The sequence below is a fragment of the Nonomuraea sp. NPDC049309 genome (assembly GCF_043196965.1).
In the GTDB taxonomy this organism is placed as follows: Bacteria; Actinomycetota; Actinomycetes; order Streptosporangiales; family Streptosporangiaceae; genus Nonomuraea; species Nonomuraea fastidiosa.
This window is the reverse complement of the sequence record NZ_JBICSH010000002.1, coordinates 1144076-1167522: the sequence shown is the minus strand read 5'-3', so window position 1 is coordinate 1167522 and position 23447 is coordinate 1144076. Positions and strand designations below refer to the sequence as shown.

Here is a 23447-nt window from a genome sequence, read left to right as displayed (position 1 = left end):
GACCACGAGCGCCGGACTCCGCCGCACCACACCCCGCCGACCCGGCGCTCGGGAGAAGCCCGCGGACGCGCCGCCCGGCGCTCGGGAGAAGCCCTCGGGGACGCGGCCCGGCACCCGCAAGAAGCCCTCGGGATGCGGCCCGGCACCCGCAAGAAGCCCTCGGGATGCGGCCCGGTACTTGCGAGAAGCTCGAACGCGGCCTGGCGCTCGGAACCCGGTGGGGGCGTGGCCCGGCGGTCGGGAGATCTCGCGGGGTGAGCGTCGAGACCGGGGGCTCAGGGTGAGGGCGGCCGGCCGGAGCGCGAGAGCGTCACCCGCCGCGCCGGCTGCGGTCGCCACTCAGCGTGCCTCCGGCGCGGCATCCGGCCGCAACGTGCAACGTCGTCGTCCGGCGCCCGCGCGCCCACCCGGCATCCCCTCGCAACCGCGTCCGGCGCCCACGACCGCGTCAGGCGGGGAGGGCGGGGGTGCCGATGACGCGGCTGATCCAGGCCGTGGGGTCGGCGATCTCCGGGGTGGTGGGGAGGGTTTCAGGGGAGGTCCAGACCTTGTTGAAGCCGTCCATCCCCACCCGGTCCACGACGGTACGGACGAAGGCGGAGCCCTCCGCGTACTGCTTCATCTTGACCTCGATCCCCAGCAGCCGCCGGACCGTGCGGTCGAGACGGGAGCCGCCCTCGCGGCGCTGGGCGAACTTCGAGCGGATCTCGGCCACCGACGGGACCACGGACGGCCCGACCGCGTCCATGACGTAGTCGCCGTGCCCCTCCACGAGGGTCATCACGGCCGTGAGCCGGTCGAGGATCTCCTTCTGCCCCGGCGACTGGATGGCGTCGATGAGGTTGCCCTCGCCGCCGCGTACGACGTCGGCCACGGTGTCGGCGGCGCTGCGCAGGCGTTCGAGCAGCGTGGGCAGGTCGAGGTCGGAGGCGAGCAGGAACTCCGTCATCTGCGAGCGCACGTACTCGCGCAGCCAGGGAACGCCGGTGAACTGCACGCGGTGGGTCTCTTCGTGCAGGCACACCCAGAGGCGGAAGTCGTGGGGGTTGACGCCCATCTCGCGCTCGGCGTGGACGATGTTGGGGGCGACGAGGGTGAGCCGACCGGCGGGCTCCTGCCCGGTGGGATCGGGCGGCAGGAACAGCTCGTACTGCCCGAGCACGCGGGAGGCGAGGAAGGCGAGGACCGCCCCGACCTCGACGCCCGTGATGCGGGAGCCGACGGCGCTGACGATGGCCGGCGGCTGGTTCTCGGAGTTGCCCATGCGCTGGGTCAGTGGCTCGAGCACCACGCGGAAGCCTTCGACGTTGGCCCTGATCCAGCCGGGCCGGTCGACGATGGTCGCCGGTCGCGGCGCGGCCTCCGTGTGGATTTTGGTGAACTGCCGGACGTGCCCTTCGGCCTCGCGCGACAGGGTGCGGAGCTCGGTGACGGCCTGCCTGGCCTCCTCCCGGCTCACTTGAGGGCCGGGGCGCACGAGGCGCGTGCCGGTCGTGACGGCCAGATCCCAGTCGATCACCTGCATAACGTCCACGGTACGTGTTTCTCGTCCGCCCCGCGAAGGACCGGCCCAGGAACCTGCGACAGGCCGGGCTCGGGAACCCGCGAGGGACCGGGCTCAGGAGCGCGCGACGATGGCCGCCAGCCGGTCGAGCACGGGCTCGGCGTTGACCGGCACCCGGTCGGCCATGAACGCGTACGTGACCAGCCGCCCGTCCTTGGTGGTGGCGAACCCGGCCAGGGTGTTGACGTGGTTGAGCGTGCCGGTCTTGGCGCGTACGAGCCCGACCTGGTCCTTGCTGCGGCTGTCGACGAAGCGCCGTCCGTTGCCGAGCGTGCCGGAGAAGCCGGCGATGGGCATGCCGGTGGCGACGGCGCGCAGCTCGGGGTGCTGGGGCGAGCCGGCCAGGGCGATGGCCTTGGCGAGGGCGTTGGGGCTGATGCGGTTGCGGATGGACAGGCCGCTGCCGTCGGAGAGCGCGACGTTCTGGGCGATCCCGAGGCGCTGGAGCACGGCGAGCACGGCCTTGGCGCCGCCGGCGAACGACGCCTCCTGCCCCTCCTTGATCGCGACGTGCCGCATGAGGGCTTCGGCGAGGTCGTTGTCGCTGCGGGTGAGGGTGTGCTCGACGAGCGCGTAGAGGGGCGCGGAGTCGACCCGGCCCAGCTCGGCGGCGCCGGCGGGGGCCTTCGCCGGACGTACGGACTTGGCGACCGAGATGCCCTGCTTGGCGAGGAGCCCGCGGAAGGCGTCGGCGGCGTGCTGGGGCGGGTTCTGCACCCGGGGAGCGCGCATGCCCGGGTTCTGCCGGCCCTCGTCGATCATGAGGGCGTGCACGGGGGCGACCTCGCCGTCGGGGATGTAGTTGGGCTTCCAGCCGGGCGCCTCAGGGCTGCCGGTGAACAGGGTGTCGTCGTAGAAGAGCGTGACCTTGCGCACACCCTGCGCCTTGAGCGCGGCGGCGGTACGGGCGGCGAGGGTGTTCAGGCTCGCCTGCTTGGGGTAGCCGGATTGCTTGGCGCGGGGACCGGCGAGCATGGGGTCGCCGCCGCCGACCAGGACGATGGTCGCGGGCTTCGGCCCCTGGACGACGCGGGTGGACAGCCGGGCGTCGGGGCCGAGCGAGGCCAGGGCCGCCGTCGTGGTGATGACCTTGGTGGTGGACGCGGGGGTGATGGGAGTGTCGGCGCCGGAGGCGAAGAGCTGCTCGCCCGTGGCGGTGTCGATGACGGCCGCGCCCACACGTTCGCCGAGCGCACCGTCACCCAGCGCACTGGCCAACTGCTTCGTCAAAGTACCCTTAGTCGGGAGAGGTCCGTCTCCTGACTTCGCCGAAAGCTGGGCCAGCACAGGCCCCGCGGTGACCACGGGGACGGGTGGAGAGCCTTCCGCCGGCGACGCCGTCGGATCGGTCGAAGCGGACCCGCTCGTCAGCGCGCTCAGGTTGAAGTCGGTCGCTATCGCGTAGACGCCGATGACGATCGTCAGGACCTGGAGCACGGCGAGGGTGGTCAGCATCACCAACCGGTCACGCCGCGCCACGTCGCCTGCCCTCTCTCCTGTGTTCGCTTACGAGACATTAATGCCCAGCCGGGGGTGCCCGGGGGCCTGAGCGGAGGAACCGCGGTGGAGTTCGACGTTGTCGTTGAGATTCCCAAGGGACAACGGAACAAGTACGAAGTGGACCACGAGACCGGCAAGATCAGGCTTGACCGGCTGCTGTTCACCTCCACGCAGTACCCCGCCGACTACGGCTTCATCGAGAACACCCTCGGCGAGGACGGCGACCCGCTCGACGCGCTGGTGCTGCTTCAGGAGCCGACGTTCCCGGGGTGCTACATCACGTGCCGGGCGGTGGGGATGTTCCGGATGACCGACGAGAAGGGCGGTGACGACAAGGTGCTGTGCGTGCCGTCCACCGACCCCCGCATGCACCACATCCAGGACATTCACCACGTCTCGGAGTTCGACCGGCTGGAGATCCAGCACTTCTTCGAGGTCTACAAGGACCTCGAGCCGGGCAAGTCCGTCGAAGGCGCCAACTGGGTGGGCCGCATCGAGGCCGAGGCCGAGATCGAGCGCTCGTTCCGCCGGGCCAAGGAGCACGGCCACCACTGACCCTCGTCAGCGGGGCCTGGTGGCGCCCACCAGGTCCCCGCGGTAGATCGAGGCCACCCGTACGACGTCTCCGGTCTGCGGCGCGTGCACCATCTGGCCGCGCCCGACGTAGATGCCGACGTGGTGGATCGTCGAGGGGTCGCCGCTGACGTGGGCGAAGAACACCAGGTCGCCCCGGCGAAGCCGGTTGAGCGGCACGTGCGGGCCCGACGTCCACTGGGTGCCCGTCCAGTGGTCCAGCCGCACGCCGGCCTTCTCCCAGGCCCGCATCGTCAGCCCCGAGCAGTCATAGGTGTCGGGGCCGGCCGCCGCCCACACGTACGGCTTGCCGAGCTGGGTGAGCGCCCAGTTCGCGGCCACGTCCCCCAGCCTCGAACCACCCCTCACGAGCCCTGACAGCGCCGCGTTCCGCCGCCTGGCCAGCAGCCGGGCGCGGGCGCGGGCGGCGTTCACCTTGCGCTGCAGGGTCGTCTTGCGGGCCATCAGCTCTTTCGTCTCGCGCCGCTGCCGCGCCACCGCCGCCTCGGCGGCGACCTTCGCCTTGCGTACGCTCTCCGCCGCCCTCAGCCGCTCGGCGTGGGCGCGGGCGGCCTGCGTCCGGAGAATCGCGGCCACCTCCTGGGCGTCGCGCAGCCGCCGCATGACCGCCGCCTGCTCCTCCTCCAGGTAGCCGAGCACGCTCGCCCGGTGCAGGAACCCCTCCGTACCGCCCCGGTCCGCCAGCATGGCCATGTACGGCTTGACCGTTCCCAGGCCGCCGTAGCTCTCGGCGGCGAGCAGCGCGACGTCCTGGCGGGCCCGCTCCACCTCCGCGTCGGCGGCCGCCAGCCGGGCCGTGGCCTGCTCGTGCGCCTGCTCGGCCCGGCGCAGCCGGACCATCTCCCCGTTGTACGCCTCCACCAGGCGCTCCACCTCGGCCGCCAGCCGGTCCAGCCGCGACTGGGCGGTGACCAGGGCCGCCGTGGTCTTGCTGAGCTGGTGGGAGCGGTGGCGTACGAGCTGGCGGGCCTTCTTGACGTCCCGGGCGGACGGCCCCCGGGGCTTGGCCTCGGCCGGCGGGCACGGCGAACAGGTGGCGAGCAGGCAGACAGCGAGGAGCCCGGCCCGGAATGCGCGCATAGGTCCCCCTGAAACCGTTGGTTACTCTATGCGCACGATTCCCGTGAGATAACACACGTAACGTGACTGTACCGAGCCTCACCTGCCCCTTTCCGAACCACTGGCCAAACGGTGATCTTTCTCCACGGTCCGGGCCGCCCAGGGACCAGGCCACGCCCGGCCGAGGCCCTTGGAACCGACGCCGGCGAGGGCGACGCCCCTCGCCCGCGGCTTTTCGCCAGAGTTCAGGACCGGCTGAAGAGAGGCAGGGAACGTGCTCAGACCACCCGCGAAGGCGGCAACCCGAAGCGCGACCGCGCGGCGTGCGGCGGGGGCGCGGCGCGGGCAAGCACGTGAACGCGAGACGCGGGGCGAAGCCGCGAGCGTAGGACGTGGAGCGAGCACACGGTCAAGGCGCAACGCCCGGAAGCACGGCGGACACGCGGCAGGGGCAGCTACGCGAACGCGTCACACAAGACGGACGCCCGGCGCGGGGCGCGCGGCATGCGGCGCGGACACACAGCCTGCGGCGCGGACACACAGCCTGCGGCGCGGACGCACAGCCTGCGGCGCGGGCGCACAGCGTGCGGCGCGAGGCGTGGGGCGCGGGAGGCTAAAGGCTTTGGGGGGTGTGGAGGGGCGAGGGGAGGTACTCGGTCAGCTGCGGTTGTCTGGGATCGGGGTTGTCGGGGGTGGGGTGGCGGTGGTCGGAGGGGGTGTGGGGGTTTGGGTGGGTGTGTGTTCTGTGGGGGGTGTCGTGGGGGTGGGGGTGCGGGTGTGGGGTGGCCATGGGTGGGGGCGGGGCGGGTGCTGCGGGTGCGGGTGTTTGGTGTGGTGGGGGTGCTTCGTGTGGGGTGGTCTTGTGGGGGCGGTCTGCGAGGGGGGTGGAGACGGGGAGCTTGCGGGTGGGGTGAGGTTGCTCGGGGGCGGGGACTGAGGCGGGGGCGGCGGCGAGGCGGGGTGGGTCGTCGCCAGCGGGGCCGGGTGTTCCGTCGGCGGGGCCGGGTGTTCCGTCGGCGGGGCCGAGATGGTGCTCGGGAACGACGTGGCCGGGGTCGTGGTCATCGGGTCCGCCGGTGGGGGCTGGGCGGGGGAACCGGTGACGCCCAGGGGGCGGGTGGCGGTGGCGTCGAGGATGGGCATGACGGTGAGCGGTACGTCCTCGGGATCGGCCTGCCAGGGCAGGCGGATGCCGGGCGGCTCGCCGGTGGCGGGGAAGGCGGCCGTGGCGACGCCGGTCACGCCGCCGTTCTCGCGTCCGATGTGCTGGAAGATGACCGCTATCGCCACCACGGTCGCGACCGCCGCCAGCGCGCCCGCCACCGCCTGAGGCCACCGCCGAACGTGGTGCGCGGCGGGAAGGGGAAACCCGGCGGCGCCGAGCGCGGCGGTGCGGCGGGCGACGTAGCGGCGGTAGGGCAGGAGTTCGGGGTCGGCGAAGCAGCTCAGCACGCGTACGCGCAGCGTCTCGGGCAGTGCGGGCTCGGGCAGCAGCTCGTAGACCTTGGCGACGGAGACCTGGCGGCCCCGGTGGGGCGAGCAGACCTCGCAGCGCGGCAGGTGGCGGACGAGGTGCTCGCGCATCTCGGCGGTGAGCTCGCCGGTGAAGCCGGACAGGATGCGGGCGCGGCGGGGGCAGTCGTAGGGCCCCTTCCTGGCCAGCACCTCGGCGGTGATCGCGTCGCCCAGGCTCTCGCGCGCCTGCTCGTGCAGCAGCTCGACCTGGCGTACGGGCAGCGAGAGCACCTGCGCGAGCTCGGGCGCGGGCAGCCGGTGGCGGTGGACGAGCTCGAGCACCTCGCGTTCGGGCGCGGGCAGGCCGTGTACGGCGTGCCACGCCATGACGCGCAGGTCGGCGTCGGCGGGGTCGTCGGGCTGCGGCGCCTCGGCGAGGCCCTGGTCGGTGCCGGGTGATTCGGCGGCCCTGCGGCGCAGGCACTCGGCCCTGGCCAGCGCGAACAGCCAGGTGCGCAGCCTGTCGGGCTCGGCGAGGGCGCCGGCGTGCGCCTCGGCGGCGATCAGCGTGTCGCGGAGCGCCACTTGGGCGCTCTCGGCGCTCAGCAGCAGGGACCAGCAGTAGCGGTAGACGCTCTCCGCGTACGCGTCGTAGAGCGCGGCGATCGCCCCTGGATCGCGGGCGCGGAGTGCTTCCACCAGGACGCGGTCAGTCATGTGACCGAAGGTAATGGATCCGTAACTAGTAGTTCCACCACTTCCGGGCTTATCGCGGGTTCTTGTCGGAGAGCGGGCGGAATCCCGTACGGAAATATCCCACCGCAAACCATTTACGCCCGAAATTTGCGGAAATCACTGCTTGAGTTCGGATACGACCGCAGTGCTCCTGTCCACCGCGAACGGCTCGGTCGTCGGCTTGACGGTGTGCATCGGCACCGTCCCGGCCAGCGCCAGCTCCTCGTACGGGCGCCCGGTGGACCCCCAGGTCCTGGCGGTGACCTCGGTCTTGGCGACCTTGGCGTTCTTGGGCAGCCCGAGCACCGACAGCACGAAACGCGGCGGGCTGCCAGGCTTCACGTCGTCCACGAACGTGTCGCCGCCACCAAGCAGCTTGCCGGATTTGTCGCGCAGCATCGCGGTCACGACCAGGCTGCTCACCGGCATTTGATACGGATTATCGACATATCCGGTAATCAGGTAAGTTCCGTCTTTTTGCGGCAATGTCTGCACCCGGCTGATCGGAAACGGCCGGAACGCCGACGGAATTCGCGCCGCCTGCCGCCACTGCGCCGGACGGTACTGGATCGTCACCTTCGCCGGCTTCACCGAAGTGGGCGCCTGCCCGGTGAACGCCAGCGATCCGCCCGGCGGCACCGCGTCGAGCGGCTGGTCCAGCTTCAGCACCTCGGCGCCCTTGGCATCCTGGCCGACGATGGTGGCCACCACGTGCTCGCCGAAGTGCCACGGGTTGGCGTTGGTCAGCACGCCCGCCCAGTTGACGGCGTAGCCGTCGGCGGACTTGACGATGTTCGAGACCTGCTCTTTGAGCGCGAGCGGCTTGAGCTGCGGCTTGACGGGACGTTCCTCGCTCGCGCACCCGGCGAGGCAGATCGCCCCGAGTGCGAGGAGGCTGACGGTTCGGCTACGCGGGATCACTTTGCCGTGATAACCCGGCCATGGGCACGCCCGTCACCGGACACGCGCCAGGCGTACCAACTCTTTGCCGCCCTCTGGTCCGGCGCGGTCAGCGCGGGCGCACCACCCTGGTCTCGTCCCAGACCGGCTCGGGCGAGTCGTAGACCGTGCCGTCGGAGCCGAAGACGAGGTAGCGGTCGAAGTCGGCGGCGAACCACCGGTCGTGGGTGACCGCGAGCACCGTGCCCTCGAACGCGTCGAGTCCCGCCTGCAGCGCCTCGGCGCTGGCCAGGTCGAGGTTGTCGGTCGGCTCGTCGAGCAGCAGCAGCGTGGCGCCGGACAGCTCCAGCAGCAGGATCTGCAGCCGGGCCTGCTGGCCGCCGGAGAGCGTCTCGAAGCGCTGTTCGGCGACGCGGCCCGCCAGCTCGTAGCGGGCCAGCGCCCTCATCGCCTCGTTCTTGAGCTTGCCGTGCTCGGTCATGACGATCTCGACCGGCGTACGGCCGAGCAGGTCAGGGCGGGTGTGAGTCTGGGCGAAGTGGCCGGGCACCACGCGCGCGCCCAGCCTGGCCACGCCCTCGTGCGCGACCGGCTCGCCGGCCAGCAGGCGCAGGAAGTGGGACTTGCCCGAGCCGTTGGAGCCGAGCACGGCGACCCGCTCGCCGTACCAGACCTCCAGGTCGAACGGGCGCATCAGGCCGGTCAGCTCCAGCCGCTCGCAGATCACCGCGCGCTTGCCGGTGCGCCCGCCGCGCAGCCGCATCGAGATGTGCTGCTCGCTCGGCGCGACCTCGGGCGGCCCCGCCTCCTCGAACTTGCGCAGCCTGGTCTGGGCGGCGTGGTACGCGGGCGCCATGCCGTCGTTGTAGCGGGCCTTGTTCTTGAGCATGTTGACCAGGGACTTGAGCTTCGCGTGCTCTTCGTCCCAGCGCCTGCGCAGCTCGTCGAGGCGCTCGTTGCGGGCCCTGCGCGCCTCGGCGTACGTGGCGAAGCCGCCGCCGTGGATCCAGACGTTGCCCGACTCGACGGTGATGATGCGCTCGGCCGCATGGGCCAGGAGCTGCCGGTCGTGGCTGACCAGCAGCACGGTCTTGGGCGTCTCCTGGAGCTGCCGCTCCAGCCACTCCTTGCCGGGCACGTCGAGGTAGTTGTCGGGCTCGTCGAGCAGCAGGGTCTGGTCGGGGCCGCGCAGCAGCGCCTCCAGGACCAGGCGCTTTTGCTCGCCGCCCGACAGCGTGGCCACATCGCGGTGTTTGACCCGCTCGTACGGCAGGCCGAGCGCGGCGACCGTGCAGGTGTCCCAGAGCACCTCGATGTCGTAGCCGCCCGCGTCGGTGTAGTCGCTGATGGCCTGGGCGTAGCGGAGCTGGGTCTTCTCGTCGTCGCGCTCCATCATGGCGAGCTCGGCCTCGTCGAGCCGCTCGGCGGCCTTGCGAACGGCCGGCGGCGCGACGCCGAGCAGCAGGTCACGTACGGTGCTGCCGTCGCGCACACTGCCGATGAACTGCCGCATCACGCCCAGCCCGCCGGAGCTCGTGACGCTGCCCTCGACCGGCTGCAGGTCACCGGCGATGAGGCGCAAGAGCGTGGTCTTGCCGGCCCCGTTGGGGCCGACCAGCGCCGCCTTGACGCCCTCGCCGACCCGGAAGGAGACGTCGTTGAGCAGCGGCCGCCCGTCCGGCAGCACGTACGTCAGATGTCCTGCTTCCACGTGGCCCACCTCGGCAGGGTAGCGGCCGGGCGGCCGGGCGGTCATTCGGATTTCCGGCCCCGAAACCGCCCGGAACACCCAGGGCGAAGACCTCACGTCGCCCCTGGACACAAAGTGATCTGATGACTAGAACTGTAGGGAACTCCCCTCCCCCTAGGACCGGTCATGGCGCGATTCCGCTCAGCCCTCGCACCCCTCGCCATCGCGTTGCTCGGCTTCACCGCCGTACCCCAGCCCGCCCGGGCCGCCCCGCCGAAACCCGTACCCACCGCACAGAGCCAGTCGCCCGCGCGGACGGCGCGGACGAGCCCGGGCTGTGCGCCCACGGTCGCGGGCGCCACCCCCAACGCCCGGTTGACCGGCCTGTTCACCGACTACGGCAACGACAACAACCGCCTCGACGACTGGACGGGCGCCGACGGCACCTACTCGCTGAAGCTGCCGGGCGGCCGCGAGCTGTGGATCTTCTCCGACACGTTCCTCGGCAAGGTCGAACCGGACGGCGGCCGGCCGCCGGTGGTCGAGGAGGGCGGCACGACCGTGTTCCTCAACAACACCTTCGCCGTCGAGCGCGACGGCCGCCTGTCCACCATCCACGGCGGCACCCCCGACGCGCCCGAGGCCGTGATGCCGCCGCGCGATGAGGATCACTGGTACTGGGCCGGCGACGCGACGCCGGCCGGCGGCATCGTGGAGGTCACCTACCAGGAGTACGAGCGCTTCGGCCCCGGCGCGTGGGACTGGCGCTGGCACCGCAACGTGGTCGCGCGCTTCTCCCCGGGCCGGCTCGAGCGCCCGCTGAGCGTGCACGAGCTGCCCAGCGGCAACGGCGTCTCCTGGGCGTCGGGCATCCTCAGGGACGGCGGCTACACCTACGTCTACGGGGTCGAGGACCACGGCTCGCCGAAGTACATGCACATCGCCAGGGTCAAGGGCGACAGCCTCCTCGGGACGTGGGAGTACCGCACGGCGGGCGGCGGCTGGTCGACGAACGAGGCCGACTCCGCGCGGATCATGGAGGGCGTAGCGAACGAGTACAGCGTCAGCAAGGTCGGATCCGGATATGTCCTGATCACACATGACACGACCGAGCCGCTCAACCCGACCATCGTCGCGTACTCCGCCTGCTCCCCCGCCGGCCCCTTCACCGGCAAGCAGCACGTCTACACGACCCCCGAGACCGGCGGGAACATCTTCACCTACAACGCCCACGCCCACCCGGAGATCGACGGGCCGGGGCTCGTGATGTCGTACAACGTCAACAGCTTCGTCAACACCGACCACTACGACGACGTCTCCATCTACCGGCCCCGATTCCTGGATGTGACGTTCACGTGAGGCGCAACTGGGCGGCCCGCCTGCGACAGGGCACGATCGAGGGAATGCGCGCGGTCACGCTGGAGAACGAGCGGCTGCGCGTGACCGTGCTGCCCGGCAAGGGCGGCGACGTCATCGAGTTCCTGCACAAACCCACCGACACCGACCTCGTCTGGCTCACCCCGCGCGGCCTGCGCGACCCGCGCGAGCACTTCCAGGGCGCACCCGACGACGTCGCGCCGTTCGCCGACTACTACGAGGGCGGCTGGCAGGACATCTTCCCCAACGGCGGCGCGCCCAGCGAGTACCGCGGCGCGCGGCTGGCCCAGCACGGCGAGGTGGCCGCGCTGCCGTGGGCGTGCGAGGTGGTGGCCGACACGCCCGAGGAGGTCGCGGTACGGCTCAGCGTGCGGACGCGGCGGCTGCCGTACCGGATGGAGAAGGTGCTGCGGCTGCGGTACGGCGCGGCCGCGCTGGAGATCGAGGCGTCCGCCACCAACGAGTCGGGGCGGCGGCTGCACGCCATGTGGGGCCAGCACATCGTGTTCGGCCGGCCGTTCCTGCACCCGGGCGCGCGGATCCGGCTGCCCGACGGCGTCACCGTGATCCCGCACGACGTCCCGATCGCGCCCGGCGGGCGCCGGGTCGAGCCGGGCGGTCCCTGGCAGTGGCCGGTCGTGCCCGCCGCGGACGGCGGCGAGCTGGACCTGAGCGTGGTGCCCGAGCCCGGCACACCGAGCGACATCGTCTACCTGACCGGCTTCTCCGAAGGCTGGTACGAGATCACGAGCGCGATCGGTTTCCGGGTGGAGTGGGACGCCGCGCTCCTGCCGTACCTGTGGATGTGGCAGGAGTTCGGGGCCACCACGGGGTACCCCTGGTGGGGTGAGGCGTACACGGTCGGGCTCGAGCCGTTCGCCGGCATGCCGACCAACGGCCTGGCCACCGCCGTGGAGAACGGCACGGCCCTGGTGCTTGAGCCGTACGAGACGAAGGTGCTGAGGTTGCGCGCGGAGGTCGTGGCATGAGCGAGTTCGACGGCAAGGTGGCCCTGGTCACCGGTGGTTCGCTGGGCATCGGGCGGGCGGTGGTCGAGCGGCTCGCGGCCGGCGGCGCCTCGGTGGTGTACTGCGGCGTGGACAAGGAGGCCGAGCGCGACGGCGAGCGCGTCACCGGCCGGGTCGCCGACGTGCGCAGCGCCGATGACATGCGCGCCCTGGTGGACCTCGCGGTCTCCCGGTACGGCGGCCTCGACATCGTGGTCACCTGTGCGGGCGTGCAGCGCTACGGCACGGTCGAGGACACCCCCGAGGAGGTCTGGGACGAGGTGCTCGACATCAACCTCAAGGGCGTCTACCTGACCTGTAAGGCCGCGATGCCGCGGCTGCGGGCCAGGGGCGGCGGGTCGATCGTGGTGGTGTCGTCGGTGCAGGCGTTCGCCTCGCAGGCGCAGGTGGCGGCGTACACGGCGAGCAAGGCCGCGCTGAACGGGCTGGTCAAGGCCATGGCGCTGGACCACGCACGCGACGGCGTCCGGGTCAACGCGGTCTGCCCCGGCTCGGTGGACACGCCGATGCTGCGCTGGGCGGCCGACCTGTGGCGGGGCGAGCTGTCGCAGGAGGAGCAGGTCGCGCAGTGGGGCAAGAGCCACCCGCTGGGGCGGGTGGGCCGTCCTGAGGAGGTGGCCGAGGTGGTGGCGTTCCTGGCGGGGCCGCGCTCGTCGTTCGTGACCGGCGCCGAGTACCGGGTGGACGGCGGGCTGCTCGCGCAGAACCCGGCGGCGCTTCCCGAATAGGTCGAGCGCAGGCCACGGGTTCCTCCACGAGGGCCAAGTCTTCTGCCAACGCCGCGAAAGCGCCGTACGGGCCCTTGATAGCAGTGAGTGCGGCGGGCCAGGCCCGCGACCCTTGCACGGGCGCGGAGCCTTCAAAGCGATCGCGCGGGGTCAACGCGGCCCGCGGGCGATTCGCCGCCTGTCGGGTTCAGGCCGAAAACGACTCACTGATCGGAGAGAAACCTGTGAGGCTCACCAAGAAGGCCGCCGGCCTCATCGCCGCGGCCACGCTGTTCACCGTGGTCGCCCCGGCCGCCGCGGCGGCGGCCAGCCCCCGCGGTACCTGCTACGGCGGTCGCGTCTGCCTGTACGCGGGCTACGACTACAACCGCGGCCAGGTCGACCTCTGGCGGGACTTCGTCTCCGACGACTCCAACTTCGCCGACAACAACTGGCTCAACTGGGACTTCAGCAACTCCTGGAAGAGCATGGACAACGACACCAGCTCGATTCGCAACCGCATCGGCTGCAGCGCCACGCTGTGGCAGCACCCCGGCTACACCGGCGCGCACAGCACGTTCACCCACAACTCGAACGACGGTTACCTGGCGAACAACGCCATCGGCAACGACCGCGCCAGCGCGATCGACATCTGGTGCCGCTGAGTAAGACAGGGAGTGCCGGTTTCCGGGCTTGGCCCTCGGAAACCGGCTGCCGCGGACTCCTCGCGAGCACGCTGGTGCTGGCGACGGCCGCCGCGGCCTGCGGCGTCGAGAAGCCGGCGGCACCGCCCGCGCCCACCAGGGGCGTCACCTCGGTGTCGCACCTGGTGCTCCCGTTCGACGCGTACAAGACCACTCCCGAGCAGCGGGCCACGCTGGGCAACGCCCACAACCGTCTCGTCGTCAGGTGCATGCGCAAGCAGGGCATCACCATCGACCCACCCGCCGAGAGCGCGGCGCAGATCGCCGCGATCGATCCCGGCAACTCCCGCCGCTACGGCGTCGCCGACCCGGACGCGGCCAAGACGCACGGCTATCACCTGGCCAGGCCGCCGTCTCCCGACACGACCGGCGCCTGGGCCGGCAAGCTGCCCAAACGCGCCCGGCACCGCCTGTACGGCACCGCGGCCGACCGCGGCTGCCTCGACCGCGCCACGCTCGCCCTGGAGGAGGGCGCGCGCAAGGCGGACTGGCCGTGGCTCGCGCTACAGGACTCGCTGACGCTGGAACAGGCCGCCAAGCACCCGTCGGTGACGGCGGCGATCAAGCGCTGGCAGTCGTGCATGAAGCAGGCCGGCCACTCCTATCCGTCGCCCGAGGCGGCCATCGGCGACAGCCGCTGGAACCTCGACGAGCCCACGGCGGTGACGGACGAGGAGCGGCGCACCGCGACCGCCGACACCCGGTGCAAGTGGGCATCGGGCCTGGTCGCGGCCTGGTACGCGGCCGACGCCGAGCTGCAGCGGGCCATCATCCGCGACAATCCCGACAGGTTCGCCGCGCTCCGCCAGAACCTGGAGCAGCGCCTGGTGAAGGCCTCACGCCTGCTCGCCGAGGACGAACGCCGCGAGGTCGGCTGACTGGGCGAGCCTGCTGGGCTCGTGCACGTACATCATGTGGCCGGCCTCGTAGTACTTGAACTCGATGTTGCCGGTCAGCTCGGGCGGCACGGGCAGGTGGGCGAAGGTGTGCTCGGCGGCGTAGTACGGGGTGGCGCCGTCGTGGTAGCCGCAGGCCACGTGGACGCGCAGGTGCGGGTTGGCCCGCATGGCCGCCCCGAGCCGGGAGACCACCTGCACGTGCGCGTTCTCGAACTCCTTGTACGACCACGGCCGCACCCGCGAGGTGAGCACCTCATACGGCAGGTCGCTGGCGTAGCCGAGCTCGGTGCGCAGGTAGTGGTTGAGCGCCGCGCTGTACGGACCCATGATCGCGTCCATGCTGGGGTCGGCGGCGAAGTGCTCGCGTCCCGCGTCGGGGTCCCAGCCGGTGAAGCGGCCGTCGAGCCTGCCGACGACCTGCCGCCGGTGGCGCAGCACCTCGGTGAAGAACCTGATGTGCTCGATGCGCAGGTTGACCCGGTCGACGTAGTCCTCGCTGAGCCCGGTCAGCCGGGCGATCTTGGCGACCGCGGCGGCGCGCTCCTCCGGGGTGAGCCGGTTGCCGCGGGCCAGCACCCACAGGTAGTCGCGGTCGGCGTACTCCTCGGCCTCGCGCAGCACGTCGGCGAGCGGCCGGTCGCCGTGCAGGCCGTGGTAGTGGGCGATGGCCGCGTACGTCGGCAGGTAGAGCGCGTAGGCCAGGTCGTTGCCGTCGTTGAACTCGCCGGTGATGAAGTCGAGCACCGAGGAGATCAGGATGACGCCGTTGAGGTACATGCCGTAGCGCGACTGCAGGTGCTCGGCGAGGCCTGCGGCCCGCACGGTGCCGTACGACTCGCCGGCCAGGAACTTCGGCGACATCCATCGCGCGTTCCTGGTGGTCCAGAGCCTGATCACCTCGCCGACCGACTCCAGGTCGCCGGTGAAGCCGTGGTACGGCTCGGCCTTCTCCCCCTGGGCGGCCCGCGAGTAGCCGGTGGAGACGGGGTCGATGAAGACCAGGTCGCTCACCCGTAGCAGGCTCTCCTCGTTGTCCACGAGCCCGTACGGGGGCGGCAGCAGCGCACCGGCGTCGCCCATGACGACCCTGCGCGGCCCGAGCACGCCCAGGTGCAGCCACACGCTGGACGAGCCGGGCCCGCCGTTGAAGGCGAAGGTCACCGGCCTGCTGCCGGGGTCGGCGCCGTCGAGGGTGTAGGCGGTGACGAACACCTCGGCCTTGGGGCGCAGGCCCTCGAACGTGCCGTCGGTGGTCACCTCCTCGCGCAGCACCAGGGTTCCGGCGGTGGCGGTGTACGACTCGCCGGTCGGCAGCGTGTGGGAGGAGGTGACGAGGTTGTCGGCAGGGGCGGCGGGCTTCGACTCTTCAGACATATCGCCCCATTATGGTGCGATTTCCACCGTCGGGTCCGCGAACCTCTCGTTGGGCACCGTCGCGTACCAGCCGGGACGCCCCGGGTCGCGGTCGTAGGGGTAGCCGCCCAGCTCGCGGTAGAGCTCGGCGTAGCGCTCCACCTTGTCCCTGTCGAGCCTCACCCCCAGGCCGGGGCCGTCCGGCACGGCGATGGCGCCCTCCGAGTACGCCATCCTGCCGCCCTCGATCACGTCGTCCCTGAGCTGGTGGTAGTGCGCGTCGGCGGCGTACGTCAGGTTCGGCAGCACCGCGCCCAGGTGCAGCATCGTCGCGAGCTGGATGCCCAGCTCGCCCGAGGAGTGCACGGCCACCCCGATCTGGAACGTCTCGCACACCCCCGCCGCCTTGACGCACGGCCTGATGCCGCCCCAGAACGTCGTGTCCAGCAGCACCACGTCGGCGCTCCTGCGCAGCACGTTGGAGGCGAGCTGCTCGAAGTTCACCACGACCGTGTTCGTCGCCAGCGGCACGCTCACCCGCTCGCGCACCGCCCGCAGCCCTTCCAGCCCCCAGACCGGGTCCTCCAGGTAGTCGTTGTTCAAGCCCTCGATGGCCTTGCCGAAGCGCAGGCCCTCGGCCACCGACAGCACCGCGTTGGGGTCGTACCTGAGCCGGTCGCCGGGGAAGGCCTCGGCCAGCGCGCGGTAGCACTCCAGCTCGTAGTCCGGCGGGAACACGCCGCCCTTGAGCTTGTGCACGGTGAACCCGTGCCGCTCCTTCAGCCGCCTGGTGTGCTCCACGAGCTGGCCGGGCGTGCGGATCTCGCCGTGCGCGTCGGATGCGTACCGGAAGAACAGGTACGACGCGAACGGCACCCGGTCTCTGATGCGCCCGCCGAGCAGGTCGCAGACCGGCACCCCGAGGCGCTGCCCGACCAGGTCGAGGCAGGCGAACTCGAGCGCGGCGAGGAGCTGCGTGCGGTTGTTGTAGAGCGAGGCCGTCGGGTTGGCGATCTTGAAGCGCAGCGCTTCGAGCTGGAACGGGTCGTGCCCCTTCAGGTACGGCACCAGCGCGCGGAAGGCCGACTCCGCGCTCTCCCCGCCGCCGCCCATCTCGCCCAGCCCGACCAGCCCGTTGTCGGCCTCGACCTCGACGATCGTCCGGACGAAGCGCCCCCAGTGCGCGCCGTTGCTGTGCCGCAGCGGCGCCTCCAGAGGCACGGCCACCGTCGTGGCCCGGATGTCGACGATCTTCACTGACGCGTCCCCCTGACCACGGCCACCCCGCAGGCGGGCAGCCGCACCTCGACCGGGTCCTGTCCCGGCATCGTCACCTTCGTCTCGACCGGCTCGGCGGCCAGCGACTGCAGCCGCACGCCGTCCCAGCCCACCGACGTGACCAGCACGTCGGGATGATCGACCGTCACGTACGTCTCCGACGCCCGCAGGCTGCCGGTGATGAGCGCGGCCACGAACGGCTCGCACAGGCCCGCGGCCGCCGCCGCGCCGAGCCGACGCCCGTTCGCGCCGCCCTCGGACATGACCGCGTACCGGAACGTCGTCTCGCCCTGCTGCTGCGCGGGGAAGTTGGTGTCCCAGATGTTGTTGAGCGCCCACGAGTAGACCGTGCCGTCCTCCTGCTCCAGCGTCGGCGGGAACGGCGCGTACGGCATGTGGATGGTGCCGAGCTGCACCAGCGGCGCCTCCAGTGTGGCCCAGGCGATGGTCAGCCCGGGGTCCTCGAAGGCGATCCAGTGCCGGATCGGCAGCATGTACTCGGCCGAGCCCGGCACCCTCGGCACGTCGGGGCCGCCGACGCCACCGGTCAGCTCCCAGGCCGTGGCCTTGCCCGCGGCGAACGGGAACGCGAGGAACACCGCCTCCTTGGCCGGGGTGCCCTGCTTGGCGAGCCGGTAGGTCAGGTCCAGCCTGGGCACGCCGTCGTGCAGCTCGATCGTGGTGCGGATCCAGTCCACGCCCTTGCCGCGCAGCTCCACCACCAGCCGCTCGCCCACCGCCGTGCGCTTCGCCTCGGTGATCCGCGCGTGCTCGCCGATCGACCTGTTGCCGAGCAGCGTGCGATCGTGCGCGCCGACGTGGCCCGACAGGTGGTTGAAGTGCGGTGCGGTGGCGTACTGGTCGTAGACGTACTGGCCGAAGCCGGCCGCCGCGTCGCCGTTGACCAGCTCCCGGCCGGCCCGCTTGTCGACGATCGAGCCGATGTAGCCCTCGCGCACGTCGTACGTCACGCGGTAGAACTCGTTCTCGATCACGCCGCTCTCGGCCGGCTCGACCGGCTCGGGGGCCCGCGTCTCGCCGGGGACGACGTCGAGCCGTACGTAGCCGTGGCCGGGCACGTCCTTGACCACCGCGTGCACGTGCCGCCCGATCGGCCGGGTCGGCCACTCCGCCGGGTCCACGAGCTCTTCGTGGTGCGGCAGCCGCTCGCCCGTCCTGGCGTCCACGATCGAGATCGGCGCCTCCGGGTCCACCACGTCCCGGGGCAGGAACGCCCGCACCATGTCGGTCCGCGTCCACGTCGCCGGGTTGAAGACGGCGAACGAGGCCAGCGCGCCGCGTGCGTCATCCTCCGCGCCCGCGTCCGAGAGCGCCGCGCCGAACCGCCTGGTCGCCGCGTGCAGCAGATCGGAGGCGTCGTCCTGGGCGGCGTACGCGCCGGACGACTTGCGCGTCCACTGCAGGCCGCCCGAGTCGCCGCCCTCCTCGGCGTCCTCCCAGGGGTTCGCCGCGCCCCAGGTGTGCTCGTTGAACAGCGCGACCTTGTCGTAGGCCGCGTCGACCTGCTCCGTCGCGTCCACCCCGGCCAGCGTGTGCAGCGTCTCGGCCGTGCGCAGCGCCGACTGCGCCCTGCGCACGTACCCCAGCGGCCGCGCCCCCGAGCCCAGGCCGTCGGCCCACCAGTCGGTCCAGTCGCCCTCGTGCACCGCCAGCCGGTCGCGGTAGCGCTCCTCGACGAACTCGAAGAAGTCGCTGTTGACCGCGCTGCGCAGCCGCGGATAGGCCCACTGCTCGTTCCACCGCCGCGCGATCGTCGCCGGCACGATCGACGGGCCCGCGTTGTCGGCGTGCGCGCCCTGCACCCGCAGGTGCAGCACGTCCAGCTCGTACGGCTCCTTCGGCGCGTCCGGCCCCTGCCAGCCGAACGTGCCGGGCCCGTACGGGTAGCCGCGCGTCGCCAGCGCCGACAGGTAACGCGGCAGCAGGTCGTCGGCCAGCTCGTAGGAGTCGGTCAGCCCGACCGTGTTGCCCTCCATGTACGCCATGCCGTGCGGCGTGTCGGTGAACCACACGAGGATCTCGTTGCCGCTCGGCGCCCGCCAGCGGAACGGCCTGGTCAGCTTGTCGCCGCCGTGCAGGTACGGCACCGAGCGCCCGGCCCAGTTGTGCGCGGCGGCGAGGTAGCGAACCCCGGCCTGGCTCAGCGCGTCCACCAGGCCCACGACCGCGCCCGGCACGTCGGTGTGCATCGCCGACTTCGTGGCGAAGCCGTAGCGGCGCTCCAACTGGGCGGTGAAGCGGAGCTGCCGGTGCAGCTCCTCGGTCGAGCACGCCTCGGTGTGCAGCTGGAACGGCAGCGCCGTCACCTCGATCCGCCCCGACCTGGCCAGCTCGGCGAAGGCGTCCACCATCTCCTTCGGCCTTGCCTCCAGCCAGCGCAGCGCCGGCATCGACGACTCGACCGTCCAGCGAAAGCGCGCGTCGTCCGGCCAGGACGCGGTCTCCTGCGCCAGCCGCACGGCCGCGTCCAGGTAGTCCAGGTGGTGGCGCAGCACCGTGCCCTGCGGATCGGTGTAGCCGATGTCGAGGTGCGAGTGATGCACCACGAACACGTTCCACTTGCGCTGCGGCGTCACCGTGATCCGCGCGCTGCCCACCACACCCGCGCCGTCGCGGCACTCCAGCGTGAACTCGCGCGGCGCGTCCACCTCCGGCACCAGCAGCGTCACGTCGCGGCCCGTCGCGCTGTCCGCGCCCACCAGCACGTGGGTCAGCGGCGCGGTGCTGGAGACCCGGACCGCCTGGCGTCCGTCGTGGGTGAACAGCGGCAGCACCGCGACCCTGACCTCCAGCCCGCGCACGCTGATCACGGGCGTCGAGGTGTCGTCTCGCAGCGCCTGCCTGATCCCGTCGTAGTCGGGACTCCCCAGGCTGCGCTGGAGCAACCGGCTGGTCATTGCACACTCCCTAGAGACAGGCCCCTGGCGAAGAGGCGCTGGGTTGCCAGGAACAACACCACGGTCGGCAGCGAGACCACCAGCCCGGCGGCCAGGCCGACCGGGACCGGGGTGCCGGCGTACACGTCGGTCATGAGGCCCGCGACCGCGGTCATGACCGGACGGACCTCCTCGGTCTGGGTGAGGGTCAGGCCGAAGATGAGGTCGTTCCAGATGAAGGTGAACTCGAGGATGAACACCGCCGTCAGCGCCGTGAACGAGATCGGCAGGTAGATGCGCCAGAAGATGCGCCACGTCGAGGCGCCGTCCATCCGGGCCGCCTCGAAGATCGAGAACGCCACCCCGCTGTAGAAGTTGCGCAGCACGAACGCGGCCAGCGGCACGTTGATCGCGGTGTAGATGCAGATCATGCCGAGGCGGCTGTCGTACAGGCCGGCGTCGCTGAAGCCGACGAAGAGCGGCACCAGTAGCATCTGCGAGGGGAACACGGTGCCGCCGAAGATCAGCAGGAACCACCAGAACCCGTGCCGCAGCCGCAGCACCACGATCGTGTAGCCGGCCAGCGCGCCGATCAGCACGCCGAGCAGCGGCGAGACGATGCTGTACAGCGCGGTGCTGGCCAGGCTCGGCGTCAGGTTCGCGCTCTCCAGCGCGGTGGCGACGTTGTCGAACAGGGCGAAGTCGCCCGAGGGCAGCCACGCGCCGGCCGGATCGTAGGAGTCGGAGGGGCGCGCGGCGTTGACGAGCAGCAGGTACGTCGGCCCGAGCCAGATCAGCCCGAGCACGACGAGCACGGCGCGGCGGATCACGTGGCCGTCACCTGCCTGCGCAGATACAGGTAGGAGGCCAGTCCCGTCACGACGGTCAGCATCACCGCCACCGCCGAGCCGTAGCCGTAGTCGCCGGCCACGAACGTCTCCTTGTACATGGTCACCGCGAGCGTCTCGGAGTTCCGTCCGGGACCGCCCTGCGTCAGCACCCAGACGATGTCGAACGTCTTCAGGCTCGCCACCAGCGCGAGGCCCACCACGACCGCCGTCAGCGGCCGCATCAGCGGCCAGATCACGTGGCGGAACAGCCGCCAGCCGGACGCGCCGTCCAGCCGCGCCGCCTCGATCGGCTCCTTCGGGATCGACTGCAGGCCCACGACGAACAGCAGCGTGTTCACGCCGAGCTGCTGCCAGGTCCAGACCGCGAGCATCGCCAGCGTGTTCACCGGCGCGTCCTGCAGGAACGCCGTGTCCACGCCGAGCAGCATGTTCGCGATGCCGCCATGGGACAGGATCGGGCTCCACACCATGGCCAGGCCGGCGCCGCTGAGGGCGTACGGCAGCATGAACGGCACCCGGAACCAGGCGCCGCCCCTGATGTCGTACGACAGCACCGCGACCAGCAGCCCCAGCCCGACCGGCAGCACCATCGTGCCGATCACCCAGATCAGCGTGTTGCGGGTCGAGGTCAGCAGCGCGGCGTCCCCGAAGAGCTTGCCGAAGTTGGCCAGGCCGATCCAGGCGGGCGGCTCGAGGCCGTCATAGCGGGTCAGGCTCAGGTACGCGGTCCACAGGAACGGCGCGTACAGCAGGACCGCGACCAGGAGGGCGGCGGGCGCCACGTACCCGTGCCGGAATCGGCCGAGCAGCGGGGCCTTCACCTGGGTCGGGGCCGCACTCACTGGTGCGTGCTCCAGTACTCGTCGGCGGCCTTCTGGATGGTCTGCAGGACCTCCATGTACGAGTCCGGCTCGGTGACGAACTTGCCGAACCCGTCGAGCGCGGCGTTCAGTATGGGCGGCGGCGTGGCCTCGAAGTAGCGGTTGACCAGGCGGTACTTACCGCTGCCCGCGTCCTTGGTGACCGCGCCGAGCGCCTTGTCGTCGATCGTCACCTTCGGGTTGGCGCTGACGTCACCGCGGCTCGTGGCCCACTTCTCCTGCGCCTCCGCGGTGGTCCACCACGCGAGGTACCTCATGCTGGCCTCGGGGTCGGCCGCCTTGGCGAGCGAGCAGAGCGGGCCGCTCTCAAAGATCATCGAGGTCTTCGGCAGCGACGGGTCGACGTTCGGGATGACGAAGAAGTCGTAGTCCGTGCCGGCCTTCATGTCGCGGCTGGTCATGCTGGTGTTGAACCAGGTGCCGAACGTGACCATGGCGGCCTTGCCGTTCTTCAGCACGTCCCCCGGGTCCGTCTTATCCCCCGGATTAATGAAATATCCGGCGTCGATGAGCTGCTTCCACCGCTCCATCACCTGCACCACGCCGGGATCGGTGTACTTCGCCTTGCCGGTGGAGAGCCGGTCGTACAGGTCGGGGTCCGTGCCGGCCAGCAACTGCTCGAACCAGACGAACGAGAACAGCACGCTGGTGTGGTAGAACGCCGTGACCCCGTTCTTCTTCAAGGTCTCGGCGATCTGGACCAGCTCGTCCCACGTCTGCGGCGGCTTCAGGTCGTACGTGTCGAAGATCTTCTTGTTGTAGAACATCCCCCAGTAGGCCACGTTCATCGGCACGCAGTACTGCTTGCCGCCGACCGTGTAGTACGGCAGCAGGTCCTCCGACAGGTCACCCGCCTTGATCGCCTCCTGCCAGATGGCCGAGGTCTCGGCCACCTGCTTCTGCTTGACGATCTCCTCCAGCATCCCCCCGGTCTGCCAGGTGAACAGGTCGGGCTTGACGTTCGTGCGGAACGACGCCTTGATGAAGGCCTGGTACTGCGCCGAGTCCGTGTAGCCCGTCGGCTTCATGCCCAGGCCGATCTTCTGCTTGGACAGCGCGCCCATCTCGTCGAAGTACTTCGACCACGCGCCCTTGTCGTTGTAGAGGGTCAGCTCCGTCTTCTTCTGCTGCTCGCCGGCGCCGTTGCCACCGCAGGCGGCCAGGACGAGCGCCGCCACGCCGAGCGTGGCCACACGTGACCGGAACATGGGCCGGCCTCCTTGGTTCTTATCGGGGGGATTGCAACCTGTGCTCGATAACGGTCTTCACATCGAGCAGGTGGGCCCGCATCCGCTCCTCGGCCTGCGCCGCATCACGCGCTTCGATGGCCCCCAGGATCGCCAGGTGCTCCTCGTAGTCGCGGCGCCGGTCGTCGAAGAGATGCAGGATCTCCCGCTGCTCCGGGCCGTGCACGGTCAGCAGCGAGTCGACCACCTCGTGCAGGACGCTGTTGCCCGCCATCCGAGCGGTCGCCCGGTGGAAGGTCATGTTCGCCTCGTGCAACTCGGCGTCCTCGCCGCGCAGATGCCTGCCCGCCTCGTCGAGCACCTGCCTGAGCGCCGCGATCTCCTCCTCGCCGGCCTGCTCGGCGGCCATCGCCGCCAGCGGCGGCTCGATGACGATCCGCGCGCCGAGCAGGTCGAGGAGCTGGGGGGCGTGGATCTCACGCATGTTCGGATTGGGCAGCACCAGTCGCTCTATGGCGGCTCCGACGTAGATGCCGGAGCCGTGCCGCATCTCGATGGCCCCGGTGGCCTCGAGCCTGCGCAGCGCCTCGCGCAACGTCGGGGTCGTGACGGCGAAGCGCTGGGAGAGCTCCCTGGTCGAGGGCAGCCTGTCGCCGGGCCGGTGCCCGCCCGTACGGATGAGCTCCAGCATGCGCTCGGTGAGAGCGTCGGAAAGCGAGGGCCGCGTAACCTCGGACATATCAAGTGATCTAATCACTTGTCGGGTGCTGCGTCTATGAGGGATATCA

Annotated in this window: 19 protein-coding genes; 6 read left to right on the top strand and 13 right to left on the bottom strand. The window is 71.1% G+C overall.

Going from position 1 to position 23447, the window contains the following annotated elements; translation table 11 throughout:
- Positions 1–448: 448 nt before the first annotated feature.
- Positions 449–1525 carry a zinc-dependent metalloprotease gene (locus ACGFIM_RS19440; protein WP_393202030.1) on the bottom strand — a complete coding sequence of 359 codons (1077 nt, stop codon included), beginning with the start codon at positions 1523–1525 and terminating at the stop codon, positions 449–451.
- A 93-nt stretch (positions 1526–1618) separates the two neighbouring features.
- Positions 1619–3019, bottom strand: coding sequence for a D-alanyl-D-alanine carboxypeptidase/D-alanyl-D-alanine-endopeptidase (gene dacB, locus ACGFIM_RS19435; protein ID WP_393202028.1), 1401 nt, complete (start codon positions 3017–3019; stop codon positions 1619–1621).
- Positions 3020–3127: 108 nt separating this feature from the next.
- On the opposite strand from dacB, the gene ACGFIM_RS19430 reads away from it, so the two are divergent.
- Entirely contained in the window at positions 3128–3619 is a 492-nt protein-coding gene (locus ACGFIM_RS19430; RefSeq protein WP_355412661.1) for an inorganic diphosphatase, read from the top strand.
- 6 nt (positions 3620–3625) lie between these two features.
- Here ACGFIM_RS19430 and ACGFIM_RS19425 read toward each other — a convergent pair whose 3' ends face one another.
- The 4 genes from ACGFIM_RS19425 to ACGFIM_RS19410 form a co-directional block, all read right to left on the bottom strand.
- A complete protein-coding gene (locus ACGFIM_RS19425; RefSeq protein WP_393202025.1) occupies positions 3626–4738 on the bottom strand; it encodes an NlpC/P60 family protein in 1113 nt (370 codons plus the stop codon).
- A gap of 636 nt (positions 4739–5374) precedes the next feature.
- Positions 5375–6889 (bottom strand): RNA polymerase sigma factor, encoded by a 1515-nt coding sequence (locus tag ACGFIM_RS19420; protein WP_393202023.1) that lies wholly within the window; start codon positions 6887–6889, stop codon positions 5375–5377.
- 135 nt (positions 6890–7024) lie between these two features.
- Positions 7025–7828, bottom strand: coding sequence for a hypothetical protein (locus tag ACGFIM_RS19415; protein WP_393202019.1), 804 nt, complete (start codon positions 7826–7828; stop codon positions 7025–7027).
- A gap of 88 nt (positions 7829–7916) precedes the next feature.
- A complete protein-coding gene (locus ACGFIM_RS19410) occupies positions 7917–9527 on the bottom strand; it encodes an ABC-F family ATP-binding cassette domain-containing protein (RefSeq protein WP_393202017.1) in 1611 nt (536 codons plus the stop codon).
- Positions 9528–9683: 156 nt separating this feature from the next.
- Here ACGFIM_RS19410 and ACGFIM_RS19405 point away from each other — a divergent pair, with 156 nt between their 5' ends.
- The 5 genes from ACGFIM_RS19405 (at position 9684) to ACGFIM_RS19385 (ending at position 14191) form a co-directional block, all read left to right on the top strand.
- Complete coding sequence (locus ACGFIM_RS19405; RefSeq protein ID WP_393202015.1) at positions 9684–10856, top strand: DUF4185 domain-containing protein; 1173 nt, start codon at positions 9684–9686, stop codon at positions 10854–10856.
- Positions 10853–11863 carry a DUF4432 family protein gene (locus ACGFIM_RS19400; protein WP_393202013.1) on the top strand — a complete coding sequence of 337 codons (1011 nt, stop codon included), beginning with the start codon at positions 10853–10855 and terminating at the stop codon, positions 11861–11863. Before ACGFIM_RS19405 ends, ACGFIM_RS19400 begins: the two co-directional genes overlap by 4 nt.
- Positions 11860–12630: an SDR family NAD(P)-dependent oxidoreductase gene (locus tag ACGFIM_RS19395; protein WP_393202011.1), complete on the top strand. Its 771-nt coding sequence runs from the start codon at positions 11860–11862 to the stop codon at positions 12628–12630. The genes ACGFIM_RS19400 and ACGFIM_RS19395 overlap by 4 nt, the downstream gene beginning before the upstream one ends.
- Positions 12631–12854: 224 nt before the next feature.
- On the top strand, positions 12855–13274 hold the full coding sequence (locus ACGFIM_RS19390) for a peptidase inhibitor family I36 protein (RefSeq protein WP_393202009.1): 420 nt from the start codon (positions 12855–12857) through the stop codon (positions 13272–13274).
- A 74-nt stretch (positions 13275–13348) separates the two neighbouring features.
- Positions 13349–14191 carry a hypothetical protein gene (locus ACGFIM_RS19385; RefSeq protein WP_393202007.1) on the top strand — a complete coding sequence of 281 codons (843 nt, stop codon included), beginning with the start codon at positions 13349–13351 and terminating at the stop codon, positions 14189–14191.
- Here ACGFIM_RS19385 and ACGFIM_RS19380 read toward each other — a convergent pair.
- From ACGFIM_RS19380 to ACGFIM_RS19350, 7 genes are read right to left on the bottom strand one after another with little or no spacing between them, the layout of a single operon-like run.
- Positions 14150–15586, bottom strand: a complete 1437-nt coding sequence (locus tag ACGFIM_RS19380) for a peptidase S10 (RefSeq protein WP_364064084.1) — start codon at positions 15584–15586, stop codon at positions 14150–14152. The genes ACGFIM_RS19385 and ACGFIM_RS19380 overlap by 42 nt on opposite strands.
- 9 nt (positions 15587–15595) lie before the next feature.
- The gene (locus tag ACGFIM_RS19375) at positions 15596–16822 is read right to left on the bottom strand and encodes an enolase C-terminal domain-like protein (protein ID WP_393202004.1); all 1227 of its coding nucleotides are present in this window, start codon (positions 16820–16822) and stop codon (positions 15596–15598) included.
- Positions 16819–19761 (bottom strand): hypothetical protein, encoded by a 2943-nt coding sequence (locus ACGFIM_RS19370; protein ID WP_393202002.1) that lies wholly within the window; start codon positions 19759–19761, stop codon positions 16819–16821. Before ACGFIM_RS19370 ends, ACGFIM_RS19375 begins: the two co-directional genes overlap by 4 nt.
- A complete protein-coding gene (locus ACGFIM_RS19365) occupies positions 19758–20570 on the bottom strand; it encodes a carbohydrate ABC transporter permease (RefSeq protein ID WP_393202000.1) in 813 nt (270 codons plus the stop codon). Before ACGFIM_RS19365 ends, ACGFIM_RS19370 begins: the two co-directional genes overlap by 4 nt.
- On the bottom strand, positions 20567–21433 hold the full coding sequence (locus tag ACGFIM_RS19360) for a carbohydrate ABC transporter permease (protein WP_393201998.1): 867 nt from the start codon (positions 21431–21433) through the stop codon (positions 20567–20569). Before ACGFIM_RS19360 ends, ACGFIM_RS19365 begins: the two co-directional genes overlap by 4 nt.
- Positions 21430–22680, bottom strand: coding sequence for an ABC transporter substrate-binding protein (locus ACGFIM_RS19355; RefSeq protein ID WP_393201996.1), 1251 nt, complete (start codon positions 22678–22680; stop codon positions 21430–21432). The genes ACGFIM_RS19360 and ACGFIM_RS19355 overlap by 4 nt, the downstream gene beginning before the upstream one ends.
- Positions 22681–22699: 19 nt before the next feature.
- The gene (locus ACGFIM_RS19350; protein ID WP_393201994.1) at positions 22700–23398 is read right to left on the bottom strand and encodes a FadR/GntR family transcriptional regulator; all 699 of its coding nucleotides are present in this window, start codon (positions 23396–23398) and stop codon (positions 22700–22702) included.
- Positions 23399–23447: the final 49 nt, after the last annotated feature.

Bases quoted from the DNA above. Each gene is read 5' to 3' on its own strand.
- ACGFIM_RS19440 (WP_393202030.1), bottom strand. From the start codon at position 1,525: ATGCAGGTGATCGACTGGGATCTGGCCGTCACGACCGGCACGCGCCTC.
- dacB (WP_393202028.1), bottom strand. From the start codon at position 3,019: ATGCTGACCACCCTCGCCGTGCTCCAGGTCCTGACGATCGTCATCGGC.
- ACGFIM_RS19425 (WP_393202025.1), bottom strand. From the start codon at position 4,738: ATGCGCGCATTCCGGGCCGGGCTCCTCGCTGTCTGCCTGCTCGCCACC.
- ACGFIM_RS19420 (WP_393202023.1), bottom strand. From the start codon at position 6,889: ATGACTGACCGCGTCCTGGTGGAAGCACTCCGCGCCCGCGATCCAGGG.
- ACGFIM_RS19405 (WP_393202015.1), top strand. From the start codon at position 9,684: ATGGCGCGATTCCGCTCAGCCCTCGCACCCCTCGCCATCGCGTTGCTC.
- ACGFIM_RS19395 (WP_393202011.1), top strand. From the start codon at position 11,860: ATGAGCGAGTTCGACGGCAAGGTGGCCCTGGTCACCGGTGGTTCGCTG.
- ACGFIM_RS19380 (WP_364064084.1), bottom strand. From the start codon at position 15,586: ATGTCTGAAGAGTCGAAGCCCGCCGCCCCTGCCGACAACCTCGTCACC.
- ACGFIM_RS19370 (WP_393202002.1), bottom strand. From the start codon at position 19,761: ATGACCAGCCGGTTGCTCCAGCGCAGCCTGGGGAGTCCCGACTACGAC.
- ACGFIM_RS19355 (WP_393201996.1), bottom strand. From the start codon at position 22,680: ATGTTCCGGTCACGTGTGGCCACGCTCGGCGTGGCGGCGCTCGTCCTG.
- ACGFIM_RS19350 (WP_393201994.1), bottom strand. From the start codon at position 23,398: ATGTCCGAGGTTACGCGGCCCTCGCTTTCCGACGCTCTCACCGAGCGC.